General features: G+C 70.4%; 21 protein-coding genes and 1 tRNA gene. 13 read left to right on the forward strand and 9 right to left on the reverse strand.

The window, feature by feature from the left end:
• Positions 1-175 precede the first annotated feature (175 nt).
• Complete coding sequence (locus D3P35_RS01850; RefSeq protein WP_118132739.1) at positions 176-754, forward strand: flavodoxin family protein; 579 nt, start codon at positions 176-178, stop codon at positions 752-754.
• Between the two features lie 79 nt (positions 755-833).
• On the opposite strand, the gene D3P35_RS01855 is transcribed toward D3P35_RS01850, so the two are convergent.
• Complete coding sequence (locus tag D3P35_RS01855) at positions 834-1,727, reverse strand: LysR family transcriptional regulator (RefSeq protein WP_118132740.1); 894 nt, start codon at positions 1,725-1,727, stop codon at positions 834-836.
• An 85-nt stretch (positions 1,728-1,812) separates the two neighbouring features.
• On the opposite strand from D3P35_RS01855, the gene D3P35_RS01860 reads away from it, so the two are divergent.
• Positions 1,813-2,328: an SRPBCC domain-containing protein gene (locus D3P35_RS01860; protein ID WP_118132741.1), complete on the forward strand. Its 516-nt coding sequence runs from the start codon at positions 1,813-1,815 to the stop codon at positions 2,326-2,328.
• A 14-nt stretch (positions 2,329-2,342) separates the two neighbouring features.
• Here the strand turns inward: D3P35_RS01860 and D3P35_RS01865 are convergent, their stop codons facing one another.
• Positions 2,343-3,227, reverse strand: a complete 885-nt coding sequence (locus D3P35_RS01865) for a LysR family transcriptional regulator (protein WP_118132742.1) — start codon at positions 3,225-3,227, stop codon at positions 2,343-2,345.
• Between the two features lie 97 nt (positions 3,228-3,324).
• Here D3P35_RS01865 and D3P35_RS01870 point away from each other — a divergent pair, with 97 nt between their 5' ends.
• The 3 genes from D3P35_RS01870 (at position 3,325) to D3P35_RS01880 (ending at position 5,936) form a co-directional block, all read left to right on the forward strand.
• On the forward strand, positions 3,325-3,828 hold the full coding sequence (locus tag D3P35_RS01870) for a lactoylglutathione lyase family protein (RefSeq protein ID WP_118132743.1): 504 nt from the start codon (positions 3,325-3,327) through the stop codon (positions 3,826-3,828).
• An 8-nt stretch (positions 3,829-3,836) separates the two neighbouring features.
• Positions 3,837-4,946: an alkene reductase gene (locus D3P35_RS01875; RefSeq protein ID WP_118132744.1), complete on the forward strand. Its 1,110-nt coding sequence runs from the start codon at positions 3,837-3,839 to the stop codon at positions 4,944-4,946.
• Positions 4,947-5,507: 561 nt separating this feature from the next.
• Positions 5,508-5,936, forward strand: coding sequence for a VOC family protein (locus tag D3P35_RS01880; protein ID WP_232830329.1), 429 nt, complete (start codon positions 5,508-5,510; stop codon positions 5,934-5,936).
• A gap of 381 nt (positions 5,937-6,317) precedes the next feature.
• Here D3P35_RS01880 and D3P35_RS26025 read toward each other — a convergent pair whose 3' ends face one another.
• Positions 6,318-6,473: a hypothetical protein gene (locus tag D3P35_RS26025; protein WP_157982003.1), complete on the reverse strand. Its 156-nt coding sequence runs from the start codon at positions 6,471-6,473 to the stop codon at positions 6,318-6,320.
• Positions 6,474-6,768: 295 nt separating this feature from the next.
• Between D3P35_RS26025 and D3P35_RS01885 the strand changes: the two genes are divergently transcribed.
• Entirely contained in the window at positions 6,769-7,053 is a 285-nt protein-coding gene (locus D3P35_RS01885; RefSeq protein ID WP_157982004.1) for a tyrosine-type recombinase/integrase, read from the forward strand.
• A gap of 78 nt (positions 7,054-7,131) precedes the next feature.
• Here the strand turns inward: D3P35_RS01885 and D3P35_RS01890 are convergent.
• Positions 7,132-7,207, reverse strand: a tRNA-Lys gene (locus D3P35_RS01890).
• 184 nt (positions 7,208-7,391) lie between these two features.
• Between D3P35_RS01890 and dapF the strand changes: the two genes are divergently transcribed.
• The 3 genes from dapF to D3P35_RS26030 are packed head-to-tail and all read left to right on the forward strand — an operon-like array spanning position 7,392 to position 10,526.
• On the forward strand, positions 7,392-8,237 hold the full coding sequence (dapF, locus tag D3P35_RS01895) for a diaminopimelate epimerase (protein ID WP_118132746.1): 846 nt from the start codon (positions 7,392-7,394) through the stop codon (positions 8,235-8,237).
• Positions 8,234-9,508: a tRNA (N(6)-L-threonylcarbamoyladenosine(37)-C(2))-methylthiotransferase MtaB gene (mtaB, locus tag D3P35_RS01900; RefSeq protein WP_118132747.1), complete on the forward strand. Its 1,275-nt coding sequence runs from the start codon at positions 8,234-8,236 to the stop codon at positions 9,506-9,508. The genes dapF and mtaB overlap by 4 nt, the downstream gene beginning before the upstream one ends.
• A gap of 7 nt (positions 9,509-9,515) precedes the next feature.
• Positions 9,516-10,526 carry a hypothetical protein gene (locus D3P35_RS26030; protein ID WP_157982005.1) on the forward strand — a complete coding sequence of 337 codons (1,011 nt, stop codon included), beginning with the start codon at positions 9,516-9,518 and terminating at the stop codon, positions 10,524-10,526.
• A gap of 523 nt (positions 10,527-11,049) precedes the next feature.
• Here D3P35_RS26030 and D3P35_RS01910 read toward each other — a convergent pair.
• From D3P35_RS01910 to mdoH, 5 genes are all read right to left on the reverse strand, one after another.
• A complete protein-coding gene (locus D3P35_RS01910) occupies positions 11,050-11,502 on the reverse strand; it encodes a GNAT family N-acetyltransferase (RefSeq protein WP_118132748.1) in 453 nt (150 codons plus the stop codon).
• 75 nt (positions 11,503-11,577) lie between these two features.
• A complete protein-coding gene (locus D3P35_RS01915; protein ID WP_118132749.1) occupies positions 11,578-12,438 on the reverse strand; it encodes a D-amino-acid transaminase in 861 nt (286 codons plus the stop codon).
• A 24-nt stretch (positions 12,439-12,462) separates the two neighbouring features.
• Positions 12,463-13,440, reverse strand: coding sequence for an N-acetyl-D-Glu racemase DgcA (gene dgcA, locus D3P35_RS01920; protein WP_118132750.1), 978 nt, complete (start codon positions 13,438-13,440; stop codon positions 12,463-12,465).
• Complete coding sequence (gene dgcN / locus D3P35_RS01925) at positions 13,437-14,432, reverse strand: N-acetyltransferase DgcN (protein ID WP_118132751.1); 996 nt, start codon at positions 14,430-14,432, stop codon at positions 13,437-13,439. The genes dgcA and dgcN overlap by 4 nt, the downstream gene beginning before the upstream one ends.
• Positions 14,433-14,612: 180 nt before the next feature.
• Positions 14,613-16,478, reverse strand: a complete 1,866-nt coding sequence (gene mdoH / locus D3P35_RS01930; RefSeq protein WP_118132752.1) for a glucans biosynthesis glucosyltransferase MdoH — start codon at positions 16,476-16,478, stop codon at positions 14,613-14,615.
• A gap of 86 nt (positions 16,479-16,564) precedes the next feature.
• Here mdoH and D3P35_RS01935 point away from each other — a divergent pair, with 86 nt between their 5' ends.
• Genes D3P35_RS01935 through D3P35_RS01950 form a run of 4 tightly spaced genes read left to right on the forward strand, consistent with a single transcriptional unit; the run spans position 16,565 to position 19,733 of the window.
• Complete coding sequence (locus D3P35_RS01935) at positions 16,565-17,533, forward strand: zinc-binding alcohol dehydrogenase (protein ID WP_198670426.1); 969 nt, start codon at positions 16,565-16,567, stop codon at positions 17,531-17,533.
• Positions 17,534-17,545: 12 nt separating this feature from the next.
• Positions 17,546-17,932 (forward strand): 6-carboxytetrahydropterin synthase, encoded by a 387-nt coding sequence (locus tag D3P35_RS01940; protein ID WP_118132753.1) that lies wholly within the window; start codon positions 17,546-17,548, stop codon positions 17,930-17,932.
• Complete coding sequence (locus D3P35_RS01945; protein ID WP_118132754.1) at positions 17,932-18,945, forward strand: glycosyltransferase family 4 protein; 1,014 nt, start codon at positions 17,932-17,934, stop codon at positions 18,943-18,945. Before D3P35_RS01940 ends, D3P35_RS01945 begins: the two co-directional genes overlap by 1 nt.
• Complete coding sequence (locus D3P35_RS01950; RefSeq protein ID WP_118132755.1) at positions 18,942-19,733, forward strand: trans-aconitate 2-methyltransferase; 792 nt, start codon at positions 18,942-18,944, stop codon at positions 19,731-19,733. Before D3P35_RS01945 ends, D3P35_RS01950 begins: the two co-directional genes overlap by 4 nt.
• The last annotated feature ends 17 nt before the right edge of the window (positions 19,734-19,750 follow it).

Consider the following 19,750-nt stretch of genomic DNA (forward strand, 5'->3'; position numbering starts at 1 on the left):
TGTTCCGATTGAGGGGAACAATACGTTATTTTTGTCATGATTTATAGGTCCAATACGGAGAGGTAGACAGGGGAGCCGCCACCGATCCGCAGCAACGTGTGACCTGTCAGCTCAAACGTCGCGCAACAGGGTTCGGCCGAGGCGCACGCTATCCCTCGAACTCACGGAAAACCTCATGACCAGAGATACCAGCACCGCCGTCGTCTGCCATTCCGGCTATGGCCACACCTTGCGCGTGGCCGAAGCGGTTGCCCGGGGTGCCAGCGGAAAGCTGATCCCCATCGACGCGGACGGCAACATTCCCGACGCGGCCTGGGATACGTTGCTTGCCGCAGATGCCATCATCTTCGGCGCGCCGACCTATATGGGCGGTCCGAGCTGGCAGTTCAAAAGGTTCGCCGATGCCTCCTCCAGGCCGTGGTTCACTGGCGAATGGGAAGGCAAGGTCATGGGCGGCTTCACGAATTCGGCGAGCATCAACGGCGACAAGCTCAATACACTGCAATATTTCATGCTGCTTGCCGGTCAGCATGGCGGGCACTGGGTCTCGCTTGCGATCAAGCCCGCCAATACGAAGGCCGCCAGGCGCGACGATGTGAACCGGATGGGATCATATGTCGGCCCGATGGCCCAGTGCGACGCCGATGCCGCCCCGGAAGAGATGTCCGTGGGCGATCTGGAAACCGCCCGCCTTTACGGTGTTCGCGTGGCAAGGGTTGCCGCACGGTTTGCAGCCGTGCGGGCAGCTCGGTAGCGCGAGGGTGGAGCCGCTTTCCGGCGGAAGCTCAGGCCGGGGTCGGACGGAATATCGCCAGGCGTTGGAGGTGAGCCGGTCAACAGGATGCCGCCGTCGCGATATTGTCCCGAAGCCATCGCTGCGCGGGATCCCGGTGAAGGCGTTCGTGCCAGGTCAGGAGCTTTGTGAAGCCTTCGACGTTCAGCGGAGGGAGCATGGCCTCGACGCCCGGCTCTGCCGTGACCAGCCGCGACGGGACCAGCGCGATCATGTCCGTCTGACGGACCAGGTCGATCAGGATGGTGAAGTTCGGCACGCTCGCGACCACCCTGCGGTGTCGTCCCAGCTGCCCGAGCGCCGCATCCGTGGACCCTGAAAAGGCCGTGCCGTCATGGGACATGATCGCGTGGTCGAACGCGCAGAACCCGTCGAGCGTGGCGACATCGGCGCGCCGGAGGTGACCGGTGCGGATGAGCGTCAGGTAGGTCTCGTCGAAGAGCTTGCGCGCTCTCAATGAGTCCGGCGCCATCCCGGGCGTGACGAGCGCCATGTCGAGCGCGCCGTCCGCAAGCTGCCGGGCAAAATGTGGCGCCACGGGCCTGACCGACAGCCGAACCCCGGGGGCCTCGTCGCGCAGCCGCTTCAGGAAAGGCAGAAGCACCGCCCGCTGTGCGTAGTCCGTCGCCGCCACCCTCAGCGTCAGCTCCGCGCGTGCCGGGTCGAAGACCTCGGCCTGCAGCAGGGCCTCCACATCTGCCAGAACCGCGGCGAGCTGCGGCGCCATGGCCTCGGCGCGTGGCGTTGGCAGGATCCCGTGCTGGGCGCGCACGAACAGCGGATCGTCGAGCGCGTCGCGCAATCGCGCCAGCATCCCGCTGACGGCCGGCTGCGTCACGCCCAGTCTTTCGGCGGCGCGGCTGACCGATCGGGTCTCCAGCAGGGCCGCCAGGGCGCGGAGCAGGTTCAGGTCGAAGGATCTGATATCAGCCATGGTGATGCCGGATGTAATGGATGGCGATTGGCCTTATATCCTGCGCATCGGCATTTCTCCAGCATCAGAAAGACTGGAGACACTCATGTACGATATCCAATGGCCCGAGGGCTTCGTTCCCGGCTTCACCGACAACTTCTGTTCCAACGAGGTGATCGTCGCCGGTTTGACGAGCGCCGACATCTGGCCGCTCCTCGCGGTCCCCGCCCGCTGGCCGGAATACTATGCGAACGCCGCCGATGTGGAGATCCACGGCGGCAAGGGGCCGGAGCTGGCAGCTGGCGACAGCTTCTTCTTCAGGACCTTCGGCTTCCCGGTCCCGGCGCGGGTGGTCGAATGCGTGGCCCCCGTGAAGGGTCAGCCGGCGCGGCTCGCCTGGCAGGGCTGGGCGGGTGAACCCGGCGCGGACGACCGCCTTGACGTACACCATGCCTGGCTGATCGAGGACCTGTCCGAAGGCAGGGTCCGCATCCTGACCCAGGAGAGCCAGAAAGGCGCCCCGGCGCGGGAGCTGGCGGCGACCGTGCCGAACCCGATGATCAATGGTCACCAGGACTGGCTGAACGGTCTCGTCGCCGCGGCGCGCGCCGCGAAGGCCTGATCGGGGCCGCGCTGTCACAGCGCGCCGAGGATCCCCGCGATCTCGGACCGGATCCTGCCAGCCCGCGCCGGCAGGACCCGGTTGCGCCGTCGGACCAGCCAGAGCTCGTGCCTGACCGGCACGCGCAGGGGCATGACCTTCAGTCGCGCCCGCCCGGGATGCGCATCAAGCCCGCTGCGCGGCAGGATCGTGTAGCCAAGGCCGCGCATGACGGGGTCGGGGATCTGGCCGATCTGGTTGATGAAGCTGCGCTGCCGCAGACGGTCGGCGCCCGGATACTCGTCGGGGAAGTTCGCCCCCAGCAAGTCGTCGGCATGGGAGAAACCATCCGGATGCGCGATGAAGCCGAGGGTATCCAGATCGGCGAGGCTTTCCGGACCGGTCGGACCCGCAGGCAGGAGGAGGCAAAGTTCGTCCTGCCCGACACTTTCGCCCTCCAGCCGGGCGTGGTTCGGAGAGTGATCGACGATGCCGAGATCGAAACGGCCCGACACCACGCCTTCCAGAACGCCGGACTGGGGTGTTGCTTCCAGCACGAGAGAGAGCTCCGGCGCACCGGCCATCAGCTCCATGAAACGCGGGTAGAGCAGCAGGGCCAGCGAGCCGGAGCAGGCCACCGAGACCCGCCCGCGGTCCGGGTCGTCATGCTGCAGCTCCGCCTTCAGCGTGTTTTCCTCGGCACGCCGGCGCCGCGCGATCGCCAGCACCGCCTCCCCCGCCGGAGTGAGCGTGAAGCTCTTGCCGTCACGGGTCAGCAGGGGCTGTCCGACCCGGGCTTCCAGCTTCTTCACATGCTGGCTGACACCGGGTTGGGTCATGTTCAGGGCGGCCGCGGCGCGGGTGAAGTGCCCGAGATCACAGAGCGTGGCAAAGGTCTCGAGCCAGGTCGCGTTCAGCATCGCGAACTTTCCATTTCGTTATCGTTTCAAGAAGAAATGATAATTTGATGAACTCAGCGGCGCAACACATATGCGGTCTGAAACGAAGGAGACCTTCATGACCAGTTCGACCACGCCCCGCACCTTTTCCCACATCGGCCTGTCGGTGCCCGACCTCGACGCCGCCGTGGCCTTCTATCGCGACGTGATGGGCTTTTACGTCATCATGGAGCCGACGGAGATCGCCCAGGACGACAGCGACATCGGCGTGATGTGCGACGATGTCTTCGGTCCCGGCTGGGGCAGGTTCCGCATTGCCCACCTGTCCACGGCCGACCGCATCGGCTTCGAACTGTTCGAATTCCCGAAGAACCACACGCCCGAGAACAACCTGCCCTACCGCCAGGTGGGCCTGTTCCACTTCGCCATCCAGGACCCCGACCTTGAAGGGCTGCTGGCGAAAATCCTGGCGGCCGGCGGCAAGCAGCGGATGCCGGTGCGTGAGTATTTCCCCGGCCAGAAGCCCTACCGCATGGTCTATGTCGAAGATCCCTTCGGCATCGTCTTCGAGCTCTATTCCCACAGCTACGAGCTGACCTATTCGGCCGGCGCCTACAACTGAGGCTTCCCATGACAGACCTTTTTGCCCCGGTGAGCCTTGGCGGGCTCACCCTCAAGAACCGTGTCGCGATGGCGCCGATGACCCGCGCGCGCAGCCCCCGCAACCTGCCGACGGCCGAAACCGCGCGCTACTACGCGCAGCGCGCCGGGGCCGGCCTGATCGTGACCGAGGGCACCGTCATCTCGCCCGAGGGGTCCGGTTTTGTTGATTGTCCCGGCCTGTGGTCGCAGGAACAGGTCGACGCCTGGCAGCCGGTGACCCGCGCGGTGCATGACCAGGGCGCGGCGATCTTTGCCCAGATCTGGCACGTCGGCCGCATGAGCCACGTGTCGCTGCAGCCCGGTGGCGCGGCCCCGGTCAGCGCGACCGGCCGGCCGGCGGCAAACTCCTCGGCCTTCGGCGTCACCGAGGATGGCACGCCGGGCTTCGTCACCGCCTCCGAGCCCCGTCCGCTGGCAACGGAGGAGATTGCCCGCGTGGTCGAGGATTTTGCGAAGGCCGTGGAGAATGCCATTGCGGCGGGCTTCGACGGGGTCGAGATCCACGGCGCGAATGGCTACCTGGTCGAGCAGTTCCTCAATGGCGCGGTCAATGACCGGACCGACCGCTATGGCGGCCAGACGATCGGGAACCGCATGCGCTTCGCGCTGGAGGTGGTCGATGCCTGCGTGGCGCGGATCGGTGCGGACAGGGTCGGCATCCGTCTTTCCCCCTTCGGCCGCCTGCATGATCTGGGTGATTTCGACGGCGAGGAGGAAACCTTCCTCGCGCTTGCGGCCGAACTCGACCGGCGCGGTCTGGCCTTCGTCCATCTCATGGACCAGGCGAGCCGTGGCGCGCCGGCCATGCCCGAAGGCTTCCTGCAGAAGTTCCGAACGGCCTACCAGGGCGTCCTGATGCTTGCCGGGGGCATGACGCTGGAACGCTCGAACGCGATGATCGGGGACGGCCTGATAGACATTGCGGCTTTCGGAGCCCCCTTCACCTCGAACCCCGATCTGGTCGAACGCATGCGCCACGGCTGGCCGCTCGCCCCGGCAGATCAGCTCACATACTACGGTGGAGAGGCCCGCGGATATACCGACTGGGCAACCTATGCCCCTGAAGGCCGGCCATGAAACCAGCCCTGACCATGACGACGTCACCAGCGCCATCCGGGGACAGGACGGTGCCGTCGAGACCGTCCGCCACGGGCTTGTCGCACTGACCGAAGTCACCCTGCAGGGCGGCAGGCCGCGGCCGAGGGGACCAGGGTCGCGGCCTTGCCGAGGAACGCGCTGTCGGCCCGAAGGGCGTCATGCCGTTCCTGTTGTCGTCTCGCCTGACCGAGCGCGCACCTGCATGTGCGGGGAAGCTGCGCCGCAGAGACATCCGATCTGCGGAATTTCGCCAACGGACCGGCAGCGCCCGGCGGACCAGATTGACCACGGCGAGGAGCCTGCCGCGCCGCCGCATGACTGCTTTGAGCCCTTCTTGCCCAATGCTACGCAGCATCCTTGCTATCCTGACTGGTTGCATCCAGCGCACGACGGCGTGTAGTTTGTGCCCACCAGAAACAGGTTAGGTCGGTGCGGTTGGCCCGGCCCCCGCAAGACGGGTCCTTTCGCGCATCGGCGCTCCGATTGTCGCGTCCCATGGTCCAAGCGTCAGCGCATTTCGCGCAGGCGAAATGAAAGGACATGGACATGCAGCAACAGATTGCAGTGTTGACCCTCGGTGTATTCGATCTGGAGCGATCGACGAAGTTCTACCAGGACGGCTTCGGCTGGACCCCGGTGTTCGAGAACGACGAGATTGCCTTCTACCAGATGAACGGCTTCGTTTTCGGCACATGGCTGAAGGGCGCGCTCGAAGAAGACACCAAAGCTCGGGAGTTGCCTCCCGCGGGCGCGATGTCCCTCGCCCACAACGTGCCTGAGGAAGGAGAGGTGCGGGCCGTCATGGAGACGCTCGTGGCCGCCGGCGCGACCCTTCTACGCGAAGCCGACGCTCCGCCCCAAGGTGGCGTCCGAGGTTACGTGGCGGACCCCGACGGTCACATCTGGGAGATCGCGTGGAATCCAGCCTGGCCGATCAATGAAGAGGGCCACGTCGTCCTCGGGGTGTGATTTAGCCCAGGTCTGGTCGGAAGAGCATCCAAGATTTCGGCCAGACCCTTGAAGCGAAATGTGGCAGTCCGGTTCTCGAAGGCGAAGGTCCGGAACGTCCGCACTCCGGACATCAACTGGCGAGACCGTGCTGCACCAGCCCCGGATGTCCGGTTTGGAAAAACTGCATTGCCGAGAGGCCCAACCTGGCGAATGGCAGGTTTGGGACGATCAAGGCGGTAAGTGAGGGCGAGGCCCGGCTGATCCGTGTGGCCGCTTTCTGCACACGCCGTTCGTGAACCATGCGGCGAAGGCCCGATTTCCCGGCCACTCAGCTCCCAAGCAAGACGCGGCCCGACAGCGTCGGCCGGCGGGGCACACCTTAACGACAGCCTCCTCGCCTCACCCGAACAAGGCACGCTCCACCGCACGATCCGTCACCACGAGCTCCGCCGCCTCGCTCAGGCTCACCCCGTCGAGGTGGAACCGCCCGAACCGGTCTCGCGTCTCGGACGTGTCGCCGATCGACATCATGAGCCGCCCTTTCAGCCCGGCCATCCCGACGAAGTCTCCCCGCGTGAACACGCCTTGCCGCTGTCATTCTCGCCGCCGAGACATGGCGGATCGAGATGAAACAGCGTGTCGGGGCAGTCGTATCGGGCGAGCAGACACATGTCGGCGCTCCGACCTCGCCGTCCTCCGCAGGGAACATCGAGGGACTGCCGGCGCTGCGATGGCGCCAGTCTAAGACCGGCGGAGAGGTCACCCTGCCCATGCTGCCCCCACTGCAGCGGCCATCGCCGGACCCGCCGCAAACACGATCCCCGCCATCGGCCGCGACAAGGTGGTTCGCGTGCCGTTTCTGGTCACGAGCTTCGGCCGGCCGTTCTCGGTCGCTGGCCTCGGAAACAAGATGCAGGAATGGATCGCCGACGCCGGCCTCTCCGGCCGATCAGCACATGGAGTACGAAAAGCGGCAGGCGCACTGCTGGCCGAGGCGGGCTGCACTGAGCACGAGATCATGGTGGTTCTGGGGCACGCAAACCCGAAGACCAGCGCCATTTACACCCGGTCCGCGAACCGCTGGAAACTGGCCCGTAAAGCGATGGAAAAGATGGCCCGGCAGAACATTTTGTGAGCCGAAGTGCCCCACCAACCTGCCCATGTGGGGCACATTCCCGATAAGCACTGAAATTTCCACGCTGTTTTTCGGGAATGGTGAGCCGGCAGGGGTTCGAACCCTGGACCTACTGATTAAAAGTCAGTTGCTCTACCAGCTGAGCTACCGGCTCTCACCTCAGACGCAACGGGGCGGAATTCCCTGATGCGTCAACATCTTGCCGCCCCGGCCTCCCGGAGCGCGTGCGGAAACTAGTCAGGGCGCCGCCCGGGGTCAAGCGGTTTTTCGCGCACCGCATGGCAGGAATGCGCGCGGGCGCTGGATCATCGCTTCGCAGACACGTATATAGCGCGTCTATGACCATCGAGACACCCCGGAATGCCGGGCTCGCATTTCGCAAGATGCATGGCCTGGGCAACGACTTCGTCGTGATCGACGCGCGCAAGGGCGGCGAGCCGGTGACGGCTGCGCTCGCCCGTGCCGTGGGCGACCGGCGCTGGGGCGTGGGCTTCGACCAGCTGGTGGCGCTGCTGCCGCCCTCCTCGCCGGATGTGGCGGCCGATATCGGCTTCTGGAACTCCGACGGCTCCGAAGCCGGTGCCTGCGGCAACGGCACCCGCTGCGCCGGTCGGCTGCTGCTCGACGAGACCGGGGCACAGGCCCTCTCCGTGCGCACCCGCAACGGCGTGCTGCGCGTCGAGCGCGCCGGCGCGCTGGTGCGGGTGAACATGGGCCCGCCGGACCTCGAGTGGGACCGCGTGCCGCTCGCCTACCCGGTCGACACCCGCGCCCTGCCCATCGAGGGCAGCCCGGCCGCGGTGGGCATGGGCAACCCGCATTGCGTCTTCGTGGTGGAGGACGCCGAGGCGGTCGACCTCGCGGCCCTCGGCCCGGGCCTCGAGCATCACCCGCTATTCCCGGAGCGCACCAACGTGGAATTCGTGCACGTGATCGACCCCGGCACCATCCGCATGCGGGTGTGGGAGCGCGGCGGCATGATCACCCAGGCCTGCGGCTCGGGCGCCTGCGCCGCCGCCGTGGCCACGGCGCGCGCCGGGCTCACCGGCCGGCATGTGCGGGTGATCCTCGACGGCGGCCCGCTCGAGATCGACTGGCGCGCGGACGGCGTGTGGATGACCGGCCCCACGGCGCATGTGTTCGACGGCGTGTTCACGCCCGAATTCCTGGGGGAGGACGAATGAACAGCCCTGCCCGCCCGCCGGTCTTCGCCAATTTCGGCTGCCGCCTCAACGCCTACGAGACCGAGGCGATGAAGGAGCTCACCGCCGCCGCCGGCCTCGGCGATGCCGTGGTGGTGAACACCTGCGCGGTGACGGCCGAGGCCGTGCGCCAGGCCCGCCAGCAGATCCGCAAGCTCAGCCGGGAGAACCCCGGCGCACGGGTCATCGTCACCGGCTGCGCAGCGCAGACCGAGCCGGAGACCTTCCGCGCCATGCCCGAGGTCGATCTCGTGCTCGGCAACCTCGAGAAGATGCAGGGCGACACCTGGGCGAAGCTCGCCGGCCCCGCCGATTTCATCGGCGCCACCGAGGGCGTGATGGTCAACGACATCATGTCCGCCACCGAGACCGCCGGCCACCTGATCGACGGGTTCGGCGCCCAGGCCCGCGCCTACGTGCAGGTGCAGAACGGCTGCGACCACCGCTGCACCTTCTGCATCATCCCCTACGGCCGCGGCAACTCGCGCTCGGTGCCCGCCGGCGTGGTGGTGGAGCAGGTGAAGCGGCTGGTGGCGGCCGGTTACCACGAGGTTGTCCTCACCGGCGTCGACATGACCAGCTGGGGCGCCGACCTGCCGGGCAGCCCGCGCCTCGGCGACCTCGTGCAGCGCCTGCTGCGCCTCGTGCCCGACCTGCCGCGCCTGCGCATCTCCTCGATCGACAGCATCGAGGCGGACCCCGCGCTGATCGAGGCCATCGCCCAGGAGCCGCGCCTGATGCCGCACCTGCACCTGTCGCTGCAGGCGGGCGACGACATGGTTCTGAAGCGCATGAAGCGCCGCCACCTGCGCGACGACGCCATCCGCTTCTGCCAGGACATGCGCGCCGCGCGGCCCGACATCGTCTACGGCGCCGACATCATCGCCGGTTTCCCCACCGAGACCGAGGCGATGTTCGAGAACTCGCTGAAACTGGTGGAGGAGTGCGGCCTCACCTGGCTGCACGTGTTCCCCTATTCGCCGCGCAAGGGCACGCCCGCGGCCCGCATGCCGCAGGTGCCGAAGGCCGTGGGCAAGGAGCGCGCCGCCCGGCTGCGCGCCCTCGGCGAGGCGAAGGTCGCTGCCCATCTCGAAGCGCAGATCGGCCGCAGCCACCGCGTGCTCACCGAGAAGCCGCAGATGGGCCGCACCGAGGGCTTTGCCGAGGTGCTGTTCGACGCGCCGCAGCCGGTGGGCACGGTGATCGAGACCCGCATCGCGGGGCATGACGGGACGCGCCTGCGCGCGGCCTGAGGGCGGGATGGCGGCGCTCCTGCCTCCCGGCCTGATCCCCCTGCTCGCCCGGCTCGGCCGTGGTGACCTGCCGGAGGCCGCGACCCGGGCCGACATGGCCGCCCTGCGCGCCGCCCTCTCCCTGATCCCGCCCGACCGGGCGCCGGTGCTGGAGCGCGAGCTGCGGGCCGCCGCCGGCTGGTGGGCGCGCGATGCCGACCAGGGCCTCGCCCGGGCGCTCGGCTGCGTGCCGGAGCTGGGCTGGCTGCTGCTCTTCCACCCAGACGGACATCTGCGCGAGCGCGCGGCCGGCGCGATCACCGACAGTGCCGCGACGCCCTTCGAGGTCGCCGCCATCGCCCTGCGCCTGAACGACTGGGCCGCCCCGGTGCGCGACGCCGCCCGCGGCCTCGCCCTGCGCGCCCTGCCGGAGGAGCCGGCAGCACCGGTGGCGGGCTTCGCCCTCGGCGCGCTGCGCCACACGCGGGAGTGGGGCCGCTGGGGCGCGGTGGAGCGGGCGGTGCTGGAGCGGGCCATTGCCCGGCCGCTTGTGGCCGACCACATCGCCGCGCGGCTGATGCAGAATCGCTCCGGCCCGCTCGGCACCGCGCTGCACGACCTGATGCGGAGCCCCGTCCTCGACCGCCACCTGCCCGCCCTCGCCCGCGGCGCCGCCCGGCCCGACATCCGCGCCCTCGCCACCGAGGCGCTGCTGCGCGGCGAGGCGCGGTGGCGCGCCGGCTGGCGGCGGGAATGGATCGACCGGGTGTTCAACCTCGCACGCCGCGCGCCCGATATCGCCCGCCGGCCGCTCACGGTGCCCGCCCCCGAGGGGCTGCTGGCCGAGGCCGCCGGGGCCCGCGCCCTGATGCTGCGCAAGGTGGCGGCCCGGCACCTGGAGACCGGGCCCGCGCACCCCGGCGAAGACCGCGCCGCCGCCGCCCGCGTGCTGGCGGAAGACCCGAACCCAGCGGTGCGCGAGCGCGCGCGGCGCTGGCTCTCGGAGGCCACGGCGGACGGCTCCTCACCCGCGATCTAGCCGCGCAGCGCGCCGGTGCCTGCCTGCGCGTGGCCCCACTTCACAGGCACCCCACGACGACTGGCCCCGCGCATGGCCGCACCGGGCCGCGGGGCGCACCGGCCCTGCCATCCCTCCCGGCAGCCGCCGATCTGTGACCGGCTGCCTCACGCGTCACCGAATGTCCCTCTTCCCCGCGCTGTCCCGTCGGGGCGGCACGAGCTCGCGACGGTCCAGCCTCCCTTCCGGCTGGCCCCCCAATGTGCCCTGGCGGCCGCGGGCTACCGGCCGGCGTGTCTTCGAGCGCGTCACTGTGCGGCCGGAAGTCTGCTTGCGACAGCACGTTGCCCCGGCCGACAGGCCCGGCGGCCGCGCGCCAGCTTCCGCCAGGTCTCCAAGTCCGACGGGGATGGGCACGTCCGCGCGACAGCGCCCGGGATTGGCGCGCGCCGGAGGGCGGGCCGGTACGTCGGGTCGGCGCTTCGGTGAAGCGGCCCCCGAGCGGCATGCCCGCCGTCGGCCGCGCGCCGGGGCGCCACCAGCGTCAGAGCTGCAGCTTGAAGCCGAGGTGGCTGCCCTCGAAGCCGAGGCGCTCGTAGAAGGCATGGGCGCGGGTGCGGCTTGCGTCGGAGGTGAGCTGCACGAGGCTGCAGCCGCGCGCCCGGCAGCGCTCCACCGCCTCGAGGATGATCGCCCGGCCGAGACCGGCGCCGCGCGCGTCGGCGGAGACGCGCACCCCCTCGATCAGCCCGCGCCAGGCGCCGCGCCGGCTCACGCCGGGGATGTAGGAGAGTTGCAGGCAAGCGGTGGGCGCGCCCTCGGGGCCGGTCACCAGCAGCTCCTGGTTCGGGTCCGCCGCGATGGCGCGGAAGCCGGCCAGATAGGCGGGGGCGAGCGGTGTCGCCGTGTGCTCGCGGGCGCGGCCGAGATCGTCATCGGCGAGCAGGGCGACGATGGCCGGCAGCTCGGCCTCGGTGGCGATGCGCAGCAGGGTCATGGGGCCTCCCCGGACAGGAAAGAGCCGCCGCCCCGGCGGGGGGCGGCGGCTCGGTGTCTCACATGCGCGCGCGGCTCAGAGCAGGGCCTTGCGGCTCTCGTCGATGTAGAGCTCGCGCAGGCGCTTCGTCACCGGGCCGGGGGTGCCGTCGCCGAGCGTGACACCATCGACCTCGACCACCGGCATCACGAAGGCGGAGGCGGAGGTGGAGAAGGCTTCCGCCGCGTCCTGCGCCTCGGCGATGGTGAAGGGGCGCTCCTCGAACTTCAGCTGGGCGGATTCGGCGTATTTCAGCACCGAGGCCCGGGTGATGCCCGGCAGCAGCAGGCGGGAGAGGTCGCGCGTCACCAGCGTGCCCTGCCTGGTCACGATCCAGGCGTTGTTGGACGAGCCCTCGTTCACCAGGCCGTCCTGCACGAACCAGGCATCGTCGGCGCCGGCGGCCTCGGCCTGCATCTTGGCCATGGAGGCGGCGAGCAGCTGCACGGTCTTGATGTCGCGGCGGGCCCAGCGGATGTCCTCCACCGAGATCACCTTGTTGCCCTTCTTTGCACTCGGGTTGTCCACCAGGTTCTTGGCCTGGGTGAACATCACGAGGCTCGGCTGCGTGCCGGCTTCGGGATAGTGGAAGTCACGGTCGGCCGGGGCGCCGCGCGACACCTGCAGGTAGATCATGCCCTCGGTGAGCTCGTTGCGGGCGATGAGCTCGCGGTGGATCTCCAGCAGGTCCTCGCGCGACCAGGGCAGCGGCATCTCCAGCTCGGCGGTCGAGCGCTGCAGGCGCGCGCAATGGCCCTCGAACTCGCACAGCTTGCCGTCGAGAACGGTGGTCACCTCGTAGACGGCATCGGCGAAGAGAAAGCCCCGGTCGAAGACGGAGATCTTCGCCTCCTCCTCGGGCACGTACTCCCCGTTCACGTAGACGATACGGCTCATGTCAGTTCCTTCGAAAAAGCTGGATCAGCCCCAGAGGGCCGGCTCGGCCGGGTGCACGCCGGCGGCGTCATAGGTGAGGGCATGATCGCGGTCACGTGCGAGCAGGAGCGGGCCGTCGAGGTCGACCACCTCCGCGCCCTGCGCCACCAGGATGGCCGGCGCCATGGCAAGCGAGGAGCCCACCATGCAGCCCACCATCACCTGATAGCCCTCTTCCCGGGCGGCATCGCGCAGCGCGAGCGCCTCGGTGAGGCCGCCGGTCTTGTCGAGCTTGATGTTGATCATGTCGTACTTGCCCTTGAGCCCGGCGAGGGTCGCGCGGTCATGGCAGGCCTCGTCGGCGCACACGGGCAGCGGGCGCTCGATGCCGGCAAGGGCGGCGTCGGCCCCGGCGGGCAGCGGCTGCTCGACCATGCTCACCCCGAGGCGCAGCAGCGCGGGCGCGAGCTCGGCATAGCCCTCGGCGGTCCAGCCCTCGTTGGCGTCGACGATGATGGTGGCATTCGGCGCGCCCTCGCGGACCGCCTCGAGCCGGGCCATGTCGCCCTCGCCGCCGAGCTTGATCTTCAGGAGCGGCCGCCAGGCGTTTTCAGCGGCCTTGGCGCGCATGGTCGCGGGGTCGGCGAGCGACAGGGTGTAGGCGGTCACTACCGGCTCCGGGGCGGTGAGCCCTGCGAGCTCCCACACCGGCTTGCCGGCTTCCTTGGCCTCGAGGTCCCACAGGGCGCAGTCCACCGCGTTGCGCGCGGCACCCGCCGGCAGCACGTTGAGCAGTGCGTGCCGGTCGAGCCCCTCGGCGAGAAGGGGGGAGATCCGCCGGATCTCCTCCTCCACGCTGTCCATGGTCTCGCCGTAGCGGGCGTAGGGGGTGCATTCCCCCTGCCCCGTGAGACCGCCGCGCTCCAGCGCGACGCGGATCACCTGCTGCTCGGTGCGCGAGCCCCGCGAGATGGTGAACACCCCGTCGATCGGGAAAGTATCGCGGCTGACGGTCAGCTTCATGCCAGCGCGTCCACCAGCCGGCCGGCGCCCTGGCGGAACGGGTCCACCGCCGGCAGGCCGAGGCGCTTCTCGGTGTCGGCGAGGTATTCCAGCGCGCGGGCCTCGTCGAAGCCGGCGGTGTTGACCGAGACACCGATGGTGGTGACTTCGGGGTTGACCACGCGGGCCAGCGTCTCGGCGACGGAGCGCAGCTCCTCGAGGGTGGGCAGCTTGTAGTCCGGCAGGCCGCGCATGTGCGGGCGGGTCGGCTCGTGGCACAGGATCAGCGCATCCGGCTGGCCGCCGTGCACCAGCGCCAGCGTCACGCCCGAGTAGGAGGCGTGGAACAGCGAGCCCTGGCCCTCGATGAGGTCCCAGTGGTCGGGGTCATTGTCGGGCGTGAGGTATTCCACCGAGCCCGCCATGAAATCGGCGATCACGGCATCGAGCGGAACGCCGCCGCCGGTGATCAGGATGCCGGTCTGGCCGGTGGCGCGGAAGGTGGCCTTCATGCCGCGGGCGGACATTTCCTTTTCCATCGCCAGCGCGGTGTACATCTTGCCCACCGAGCAGTCGGTGCCCACGGCGAGCAGGCGCTTGCCGGTGCGCTTCTTGCCGTTGGCGATCGGGTATTTCACCGAAGGAATGCGCACGTCATGCAGCTTGCGGCCGGCGGCCTCGGCGGCGGCCACCAGCTCGGGCTCGTCGCGCAGCAGGTTGTGCAGGCCGGAGGCGATGTCCATGCCGGCGGCGAGGGCTTCCTTGAGCACCGCGATCCAGGCCGGGGAGATCACGCCGCCGCGGTTGGCCACGCCCACCACGAGGGTCTTGCAGCCGGCGGCAGCGGCCTCGGCGATGGTCATGTCGGGCAGCTTCATGTCGGCGTTGCAGCCGGCCATGCGGAACTGGCCGAGCGAGGCGTCCGGCCGCCAGTCCTTGATCCCCTGGGCCACCTTGGCAGCGAGCGGGTCGGCCGCATCGCCGAGGAAGAGGAGGTAGGGGGTCTCGATCATCATGCTTCTCCGGAATCAAGTCAGAGGGTTTGCGTCCGCGCGAGGATGCCACGGAACCCCGCGAAATGTGCTTCGATTATGCACCGCAGCGGCGCGCATGAATGGAAGAATGCCGCGCGAAGTGCCTACTTCACGCAACATCCTTCGCACATTCCGTTGCCCAGCCGCAGAAGTGGCTGTTTACTCGGCCGCAATCGGCGGAATCTTCCGCCGGCGCTCCGGCAGCCCGTCCAGCGCCGCCAGCAGGGGCACGTCGCGGGTTTCCTCGGGCACGGCGCACAGGCCCGCGCGGGCACAGAGCCGCCCCGCCGCGGGCGCCGCGGTGAGCACGGCGAAGGGGATGGCGAGCACCAGCCCCGCGAGCACAGGCAGGGTCCAGGGCAGTGCGGAGGGGGCCATCGCCCAGACCAGCCCGGCGAGGCCGAGGCCGAAGAGCGTCTGCGGCCAGAGCCCCCCCAGCGCCTCGCCCCAGGCGAGCCGGCGCGGATCGCGCATCTGCCCGCCCCAGATCGTGGCGCGGCCGAACGGCAGCCCGATGAGGAACAGCGTCACCCGGAAGGCCACCACCGGGGCGAGCATCATCGAGAACAGCGTCTCGGTGAGCGCGCCGGCGGCAAAGCGCGGGCCGCCTCCGTAGCGCGCCACGCCGCCGGGGGTGAGGGCGGTGTCGATCCAGCCGGCCACCTTGGGAAACAGGCTCACCGCGAACATGATCATGAACATCGACAGGCCGAGGGCGAAGTCGATGCCGCCCGCGTCGCGCCAGACGATCTTGGAGGCGGCGGCGAGGGTCATCAGCATCCAGGCCGGGGCGCCGAAATACATCATCATCGCGGCGAAGAGCTGGAAGCGGCTCACCCGCTCCAGCCCCGGCAGGCCGAGCAGCCGCCAGTACTGCATGTTGCCCTGGCACCAGCGCAGGTCGCGGCGGGTGAAATCCGGCAGGGTGACGGGGTTGTCCTCCCAGCTCTCGCCCTCCACCGGCAGCACCCGCACCTCGAAGCCCGCGCGGCGCATCAGCACCGCCTCCACCTGGTCATGCGAGAGCACGTGGCCCGCGAGCGGGCCCCGCCCCGGCAGCACCGGCAGCGCGCAATGGGCGAGGAAGGGTGCGGTGCGGATCAGCGCGTTATGCCCCCAGTAGGGCCCGCAATCGCCCTGCCACCAGGCAGCCCCCATGGTGAAGGAGCGCATGCCGTGGCGCATGCCGAACTGGAAGATCCGCGCGAAGGCCGAGGCGCTCGGCGTGCCGATCACCAGGCTCTGCAGGATGCCGAGGCGCGGGTGCGCCTCCATCACCCGCAGCAGGCCCAGCACCGCGGCGCCGGACATCAGGCTGTCGCTGTCGAGCGGCAGGAAGTAGCGGTAGCCCTGGCCCTGCGCCTCGAGGAAATCGCGGATGTTGCCGGCCTTGTAGCCGGTGTTGAGCGCGCGGCGGCGATAGCGCGCGCCGCCCAGCTCGGCGGCGTGGAGCGCGTGCAGCGCCTCCTCGCGCGCGGCGATCCCGGGGTCGGACGTGTCGGAGAGCAGGAAGGTGTCGAAACGGTGCGCCTCGCCGGTGGCGCCGAGGCTCGCGTGCAGGGCGCGCAGCCGGGCGAAGGCGCGCTCCGGCGGCTCGTTGCGCAGGAACATCAGCAGGGCCACGCGCCCCTCGCCCTCGCCCGGGGCGGGCGGCGCGGGGGCGAGATGCGGTGCGGCGCGCAGCAGGCCGCCGCGGCGCCCGTGCAGCAGCCAGAGGCCGAGCATCGCGTTCCAGAAGCCCATCACCGTCCAGGGTGCGCCGACGAGGAAGGTGGCGAAGATCACCACGTCCGCGGCCGACCATCCCCCGGTGCCGAACACCGCCGCCACCCCGGCGGCAAGGCCCGCGAGGCTGGCAAGGTTGAGCACCAGCACCAGTGCCCGCCTGCGCGCCAGCAGGCGGCGCGGCTGCAGGCCCGCGGGCGTGCCGGCCGGGCCGCTCCGCCCTGCGGCCGGCGGCTCCGGCGGCGTGGAAACCGGCGCTGCGGTTGCGGGTGCGATGCGCCCGGGGCTTTCGTCGTTCATGAAATTCGCTCCGGGGACTGGACGCATGGCGCCGAGGCATTAAGGTTCGCCGGACCTGTCGGGCGAAGGGAGATCCGGGCTTGGAAATGGAACTCGACACCCGCGCCTTGTGGTACGAGGCACCCGGCCGGGCCACGCTGCGGCCGGGCCGCGGCGGCGATGGCGGAGTGGTGGTGGACACGCTGTGGTCGGCCCTCTCGCGCGGCACGGAACGGCTGGTGTTCGAGGGCCGGGTGCCGCGGCAGGAATTCGGCCGCATGCGCGCCCCCGCGCAGGAGGGCGACTTCCCCTTCCCGGTGAAATACGGCTACTGCAACGTGGGCCGCGTGCGCGACGGCGCGCTGGCGGGCCGCGAGGTGTTCTCGCTCTCGCCCCATCAGCGCGGCTTCCGCGCCGCGGAGGCCGCACTCAGCCCGCTGCCCGAGGGGTTGCCGGCGCGCCGCGCCGTGCTGGCCGCGAACGCCGAGACGGCGCTCAACGCGCTGTGGGACGCGGGCCTCTGCTTCGGCGAGCACGAGGGTCTGAGCGTGACGGTCATCGGAGCTGGGGTGGTCGGCTGTCTCACGGCAGCGCTGGCCTCTTCTGTTGCACGGTGTTCCGTCACTGTTACGGACAGGATAGACAAGCGGATCTCCGTCGCCAATGAACTCGGCGTGAAATTCGCAACCGAAACCGCCCCCGGGCGTTCGGATATCGTGTTCAATTGTTCCGCGAGTGCCGCCGGCCTCGCCGCCGGGCTGGAGGCGCTGCGCCCCGAGGGCACGCTGGTGGAGATGAGCTGGCACGGGGCGGAGCCCGTGGCAGTGCCCCTGGGCGGGGCCTTCCACTCGCAGCGGCTGCGCATCGTCTCGAGCCAGGTGGGCATGGTCGCGCCCCGGGCGCGGGCGCGCGGCATCGACCACGCGGCACGGCTGGCGATGGCCCTCGCCCTGCTGCGCGACCCGGTGTACGACTGTCTCATCACCGGCGAGATCGGCTTCGAGGAGCTGCCGCAGGCCCTGCCCGCCCTTCTGGCACCGGACGCCCCGGGCCTTGTCACCGTCATTCGTTACTGAAGGAAGCGCGTCATGTTCACTGTCGAGGTTCGCGATCACATCATGATCGCCCATTCCCTGAAGGGCGATGTCTTCGGCCCGGCCCAGAAGATGCACGGCGCGACCTTCGTCGTCGACCTCACCTTCTTCCGCGAGACGCTGACCGAGCACAATTTCGTCGTCGACATCGGCGCCGCGCACGAGGTGCTCAAGGACGTGCTGGCGCCGCTCAACTTCGGCAACCTCGACGAGATCTTCCCCGGCGAGATCACCACCACCGAGTTCCTCTGCCTGCACATCTTCCGCGAGGTCGCGGCACGGCGCGGCGCCCTGGGCACCGGCGCCGAGGGGCTCACCCGCCTGCGCGTGACCCTGCACGAGAGCCACGTGGCCCGCGCCTCCTACGAGGCCGGGATCTGATGCGTTTCGCGGTCCCGGGGGACATCGAGACCCGCTCGGGCGGCTATGCCTACGACCGGGCGATCCTCGCCTGCGCGCCCGATCTGGAACTGCTGCCGCTGCCCGGCGGCTTCCCCTTTCCCGGCCCCTCCGAGATGGCGGCCGCCCGCCGGGCCCTGCAGGCGGCCGAGGGGCCGCTGCTGGTCGACGGGCTGGTCTACGGCGTGCTTCCGCCGGAGGTGATCGAGGCCCGGCGCGGGCCGACGATCTCGCTCTGCCACCACCCGCTGGCGCTGGAGACCGGCCTGACGGAGGCCGAGGTCGGGCGCCTGCGCGACAGCGAGCGCCGGGCGCTGAGCCAGGCGGCGCACGTGATCGCCACCTCCCGCACCACCGCGCGCGACCTGATGGAGGGTTACGGCGTGGAGCGCGAGCGCATCACCGTGGCGGAGCCGGGCCTGCCGCGCGCCGAACCCGCGCCGCGGCGCGGCGCGCCGCCGGTGATCCTGTGCCTCGGCGCGATGATCCCGCGCAAGGGGCATGACGTGCTGCTGCGTGCCCTCGCCCGGCTGCAGGGGCTGGAGTGGCAGGCGGTCGTCGCCGGCCCGGCGCCGGACGCGGCCTGGGCCCGGCATGTCGGTGCGCTCTCGACCCGGCTGGGGCTCGACGCGCGGGTGCGCTTTCTCGGGCCGCAGGACGCCCGGGGGGTGGAGACGCTCTATGCCGGCGCCGACATATTCTGCCTGCCCTCCCACCACGAGGGTTACGGCATGGTCTTCGCGGAGGCGATGATGCGCGGCCTGCCGGTGGTGGCCGCACGTGCCGGCGCCGTGCCCGAGGTGCTGCCCGAGGAGGCCGGGCTGCTCGCCCCTCCGGGCGACGACGGGGCGCTGGCGGACCATCTCGCGCGCATCCTCGGCGCGCCCGACCTCGCGGCGCGCATGGGGGCCTTCGGGCGCAGTCACGCCCTCACCCTGCCGGACTGGCCCGACACCGCCCGCCGCGTGATGGACTGCATGCGGGCCGCGGCATGAGCGGCTTCGCGCCCGACTGGCTCGCCCTGCGCGACCCGGCCGACCGTGCCGCCCGCAGCCGGCGGCTGCGCGACAGGCTGCTCGGCCATCTCGCCGCCCGGGGCCCGGCGGGGCCCCTGCGGGTGATCGACCTGGGCTGCGGCACCGGTGCCACCTGCCGCGCCCTCGTCGACCTGCTGCCGCCCGATACCGAATGGTGCCTTGTCGACAACGATCCCGCGCTGCTCGCCGTGGCGGAGGCCGAGTTCGGCGGCCGCGCCCGCCTCACCCTGCTCGAGGCCGACCTCGCCGCCTCGGTGGAGGGCGTGCTGGCGCGCGGGGCCGACCTCGTGACCTCCTCGGCGCTGATCGACCTGTGCTCGGCGGACTGGCTGTCACGGCTCGCCGGCGCGGTGCCCGCGGGCGCCGCAGTCTACATGGCGCTGAACTACGACGGGCAGGAGCAGTGGGAGCCCGCGCATGCCGCCGAGCCCCGCGCCCTCGCCGCCTTCCACGAGCACCACCGCCGCGACAAGGGCTTCGGCCCGGCACTGGGGGCGGAGGCACAGGCCCATCTCTCCCGCGCCCTCGCCGCGCGCGGCTGGACCGTGCGCAGCGCGCCGAGCGCCTGGCGGCTGGGCGCGCAGCATCGCGGGCTCATCGGTGCGCTGGCGCAGGGCTCCGCCGCCGCCGTGGCCGAGACCGGCGCCCTCGCCCCGGAGACCCTGGCCGCCTGGGCGGCAGCCCGCGCCGCCGCGCAGCGCGTGGTCATCGGCCATACGGACATGCTGGCCCTGCCCCCGGCCTGAGCCCGGCCGCGGCCCCC

The sequence above is a fragment of the Oceanicella sp. SM1341 genome, assembly GCF_003448965.1.
Taxonomy (GTDB): domain Bacteria; phylum Pseudomonadota; class Alphaproteobacteria; order Rhodobacterales; family Rhodobacteraceae; genus Paroceanicella.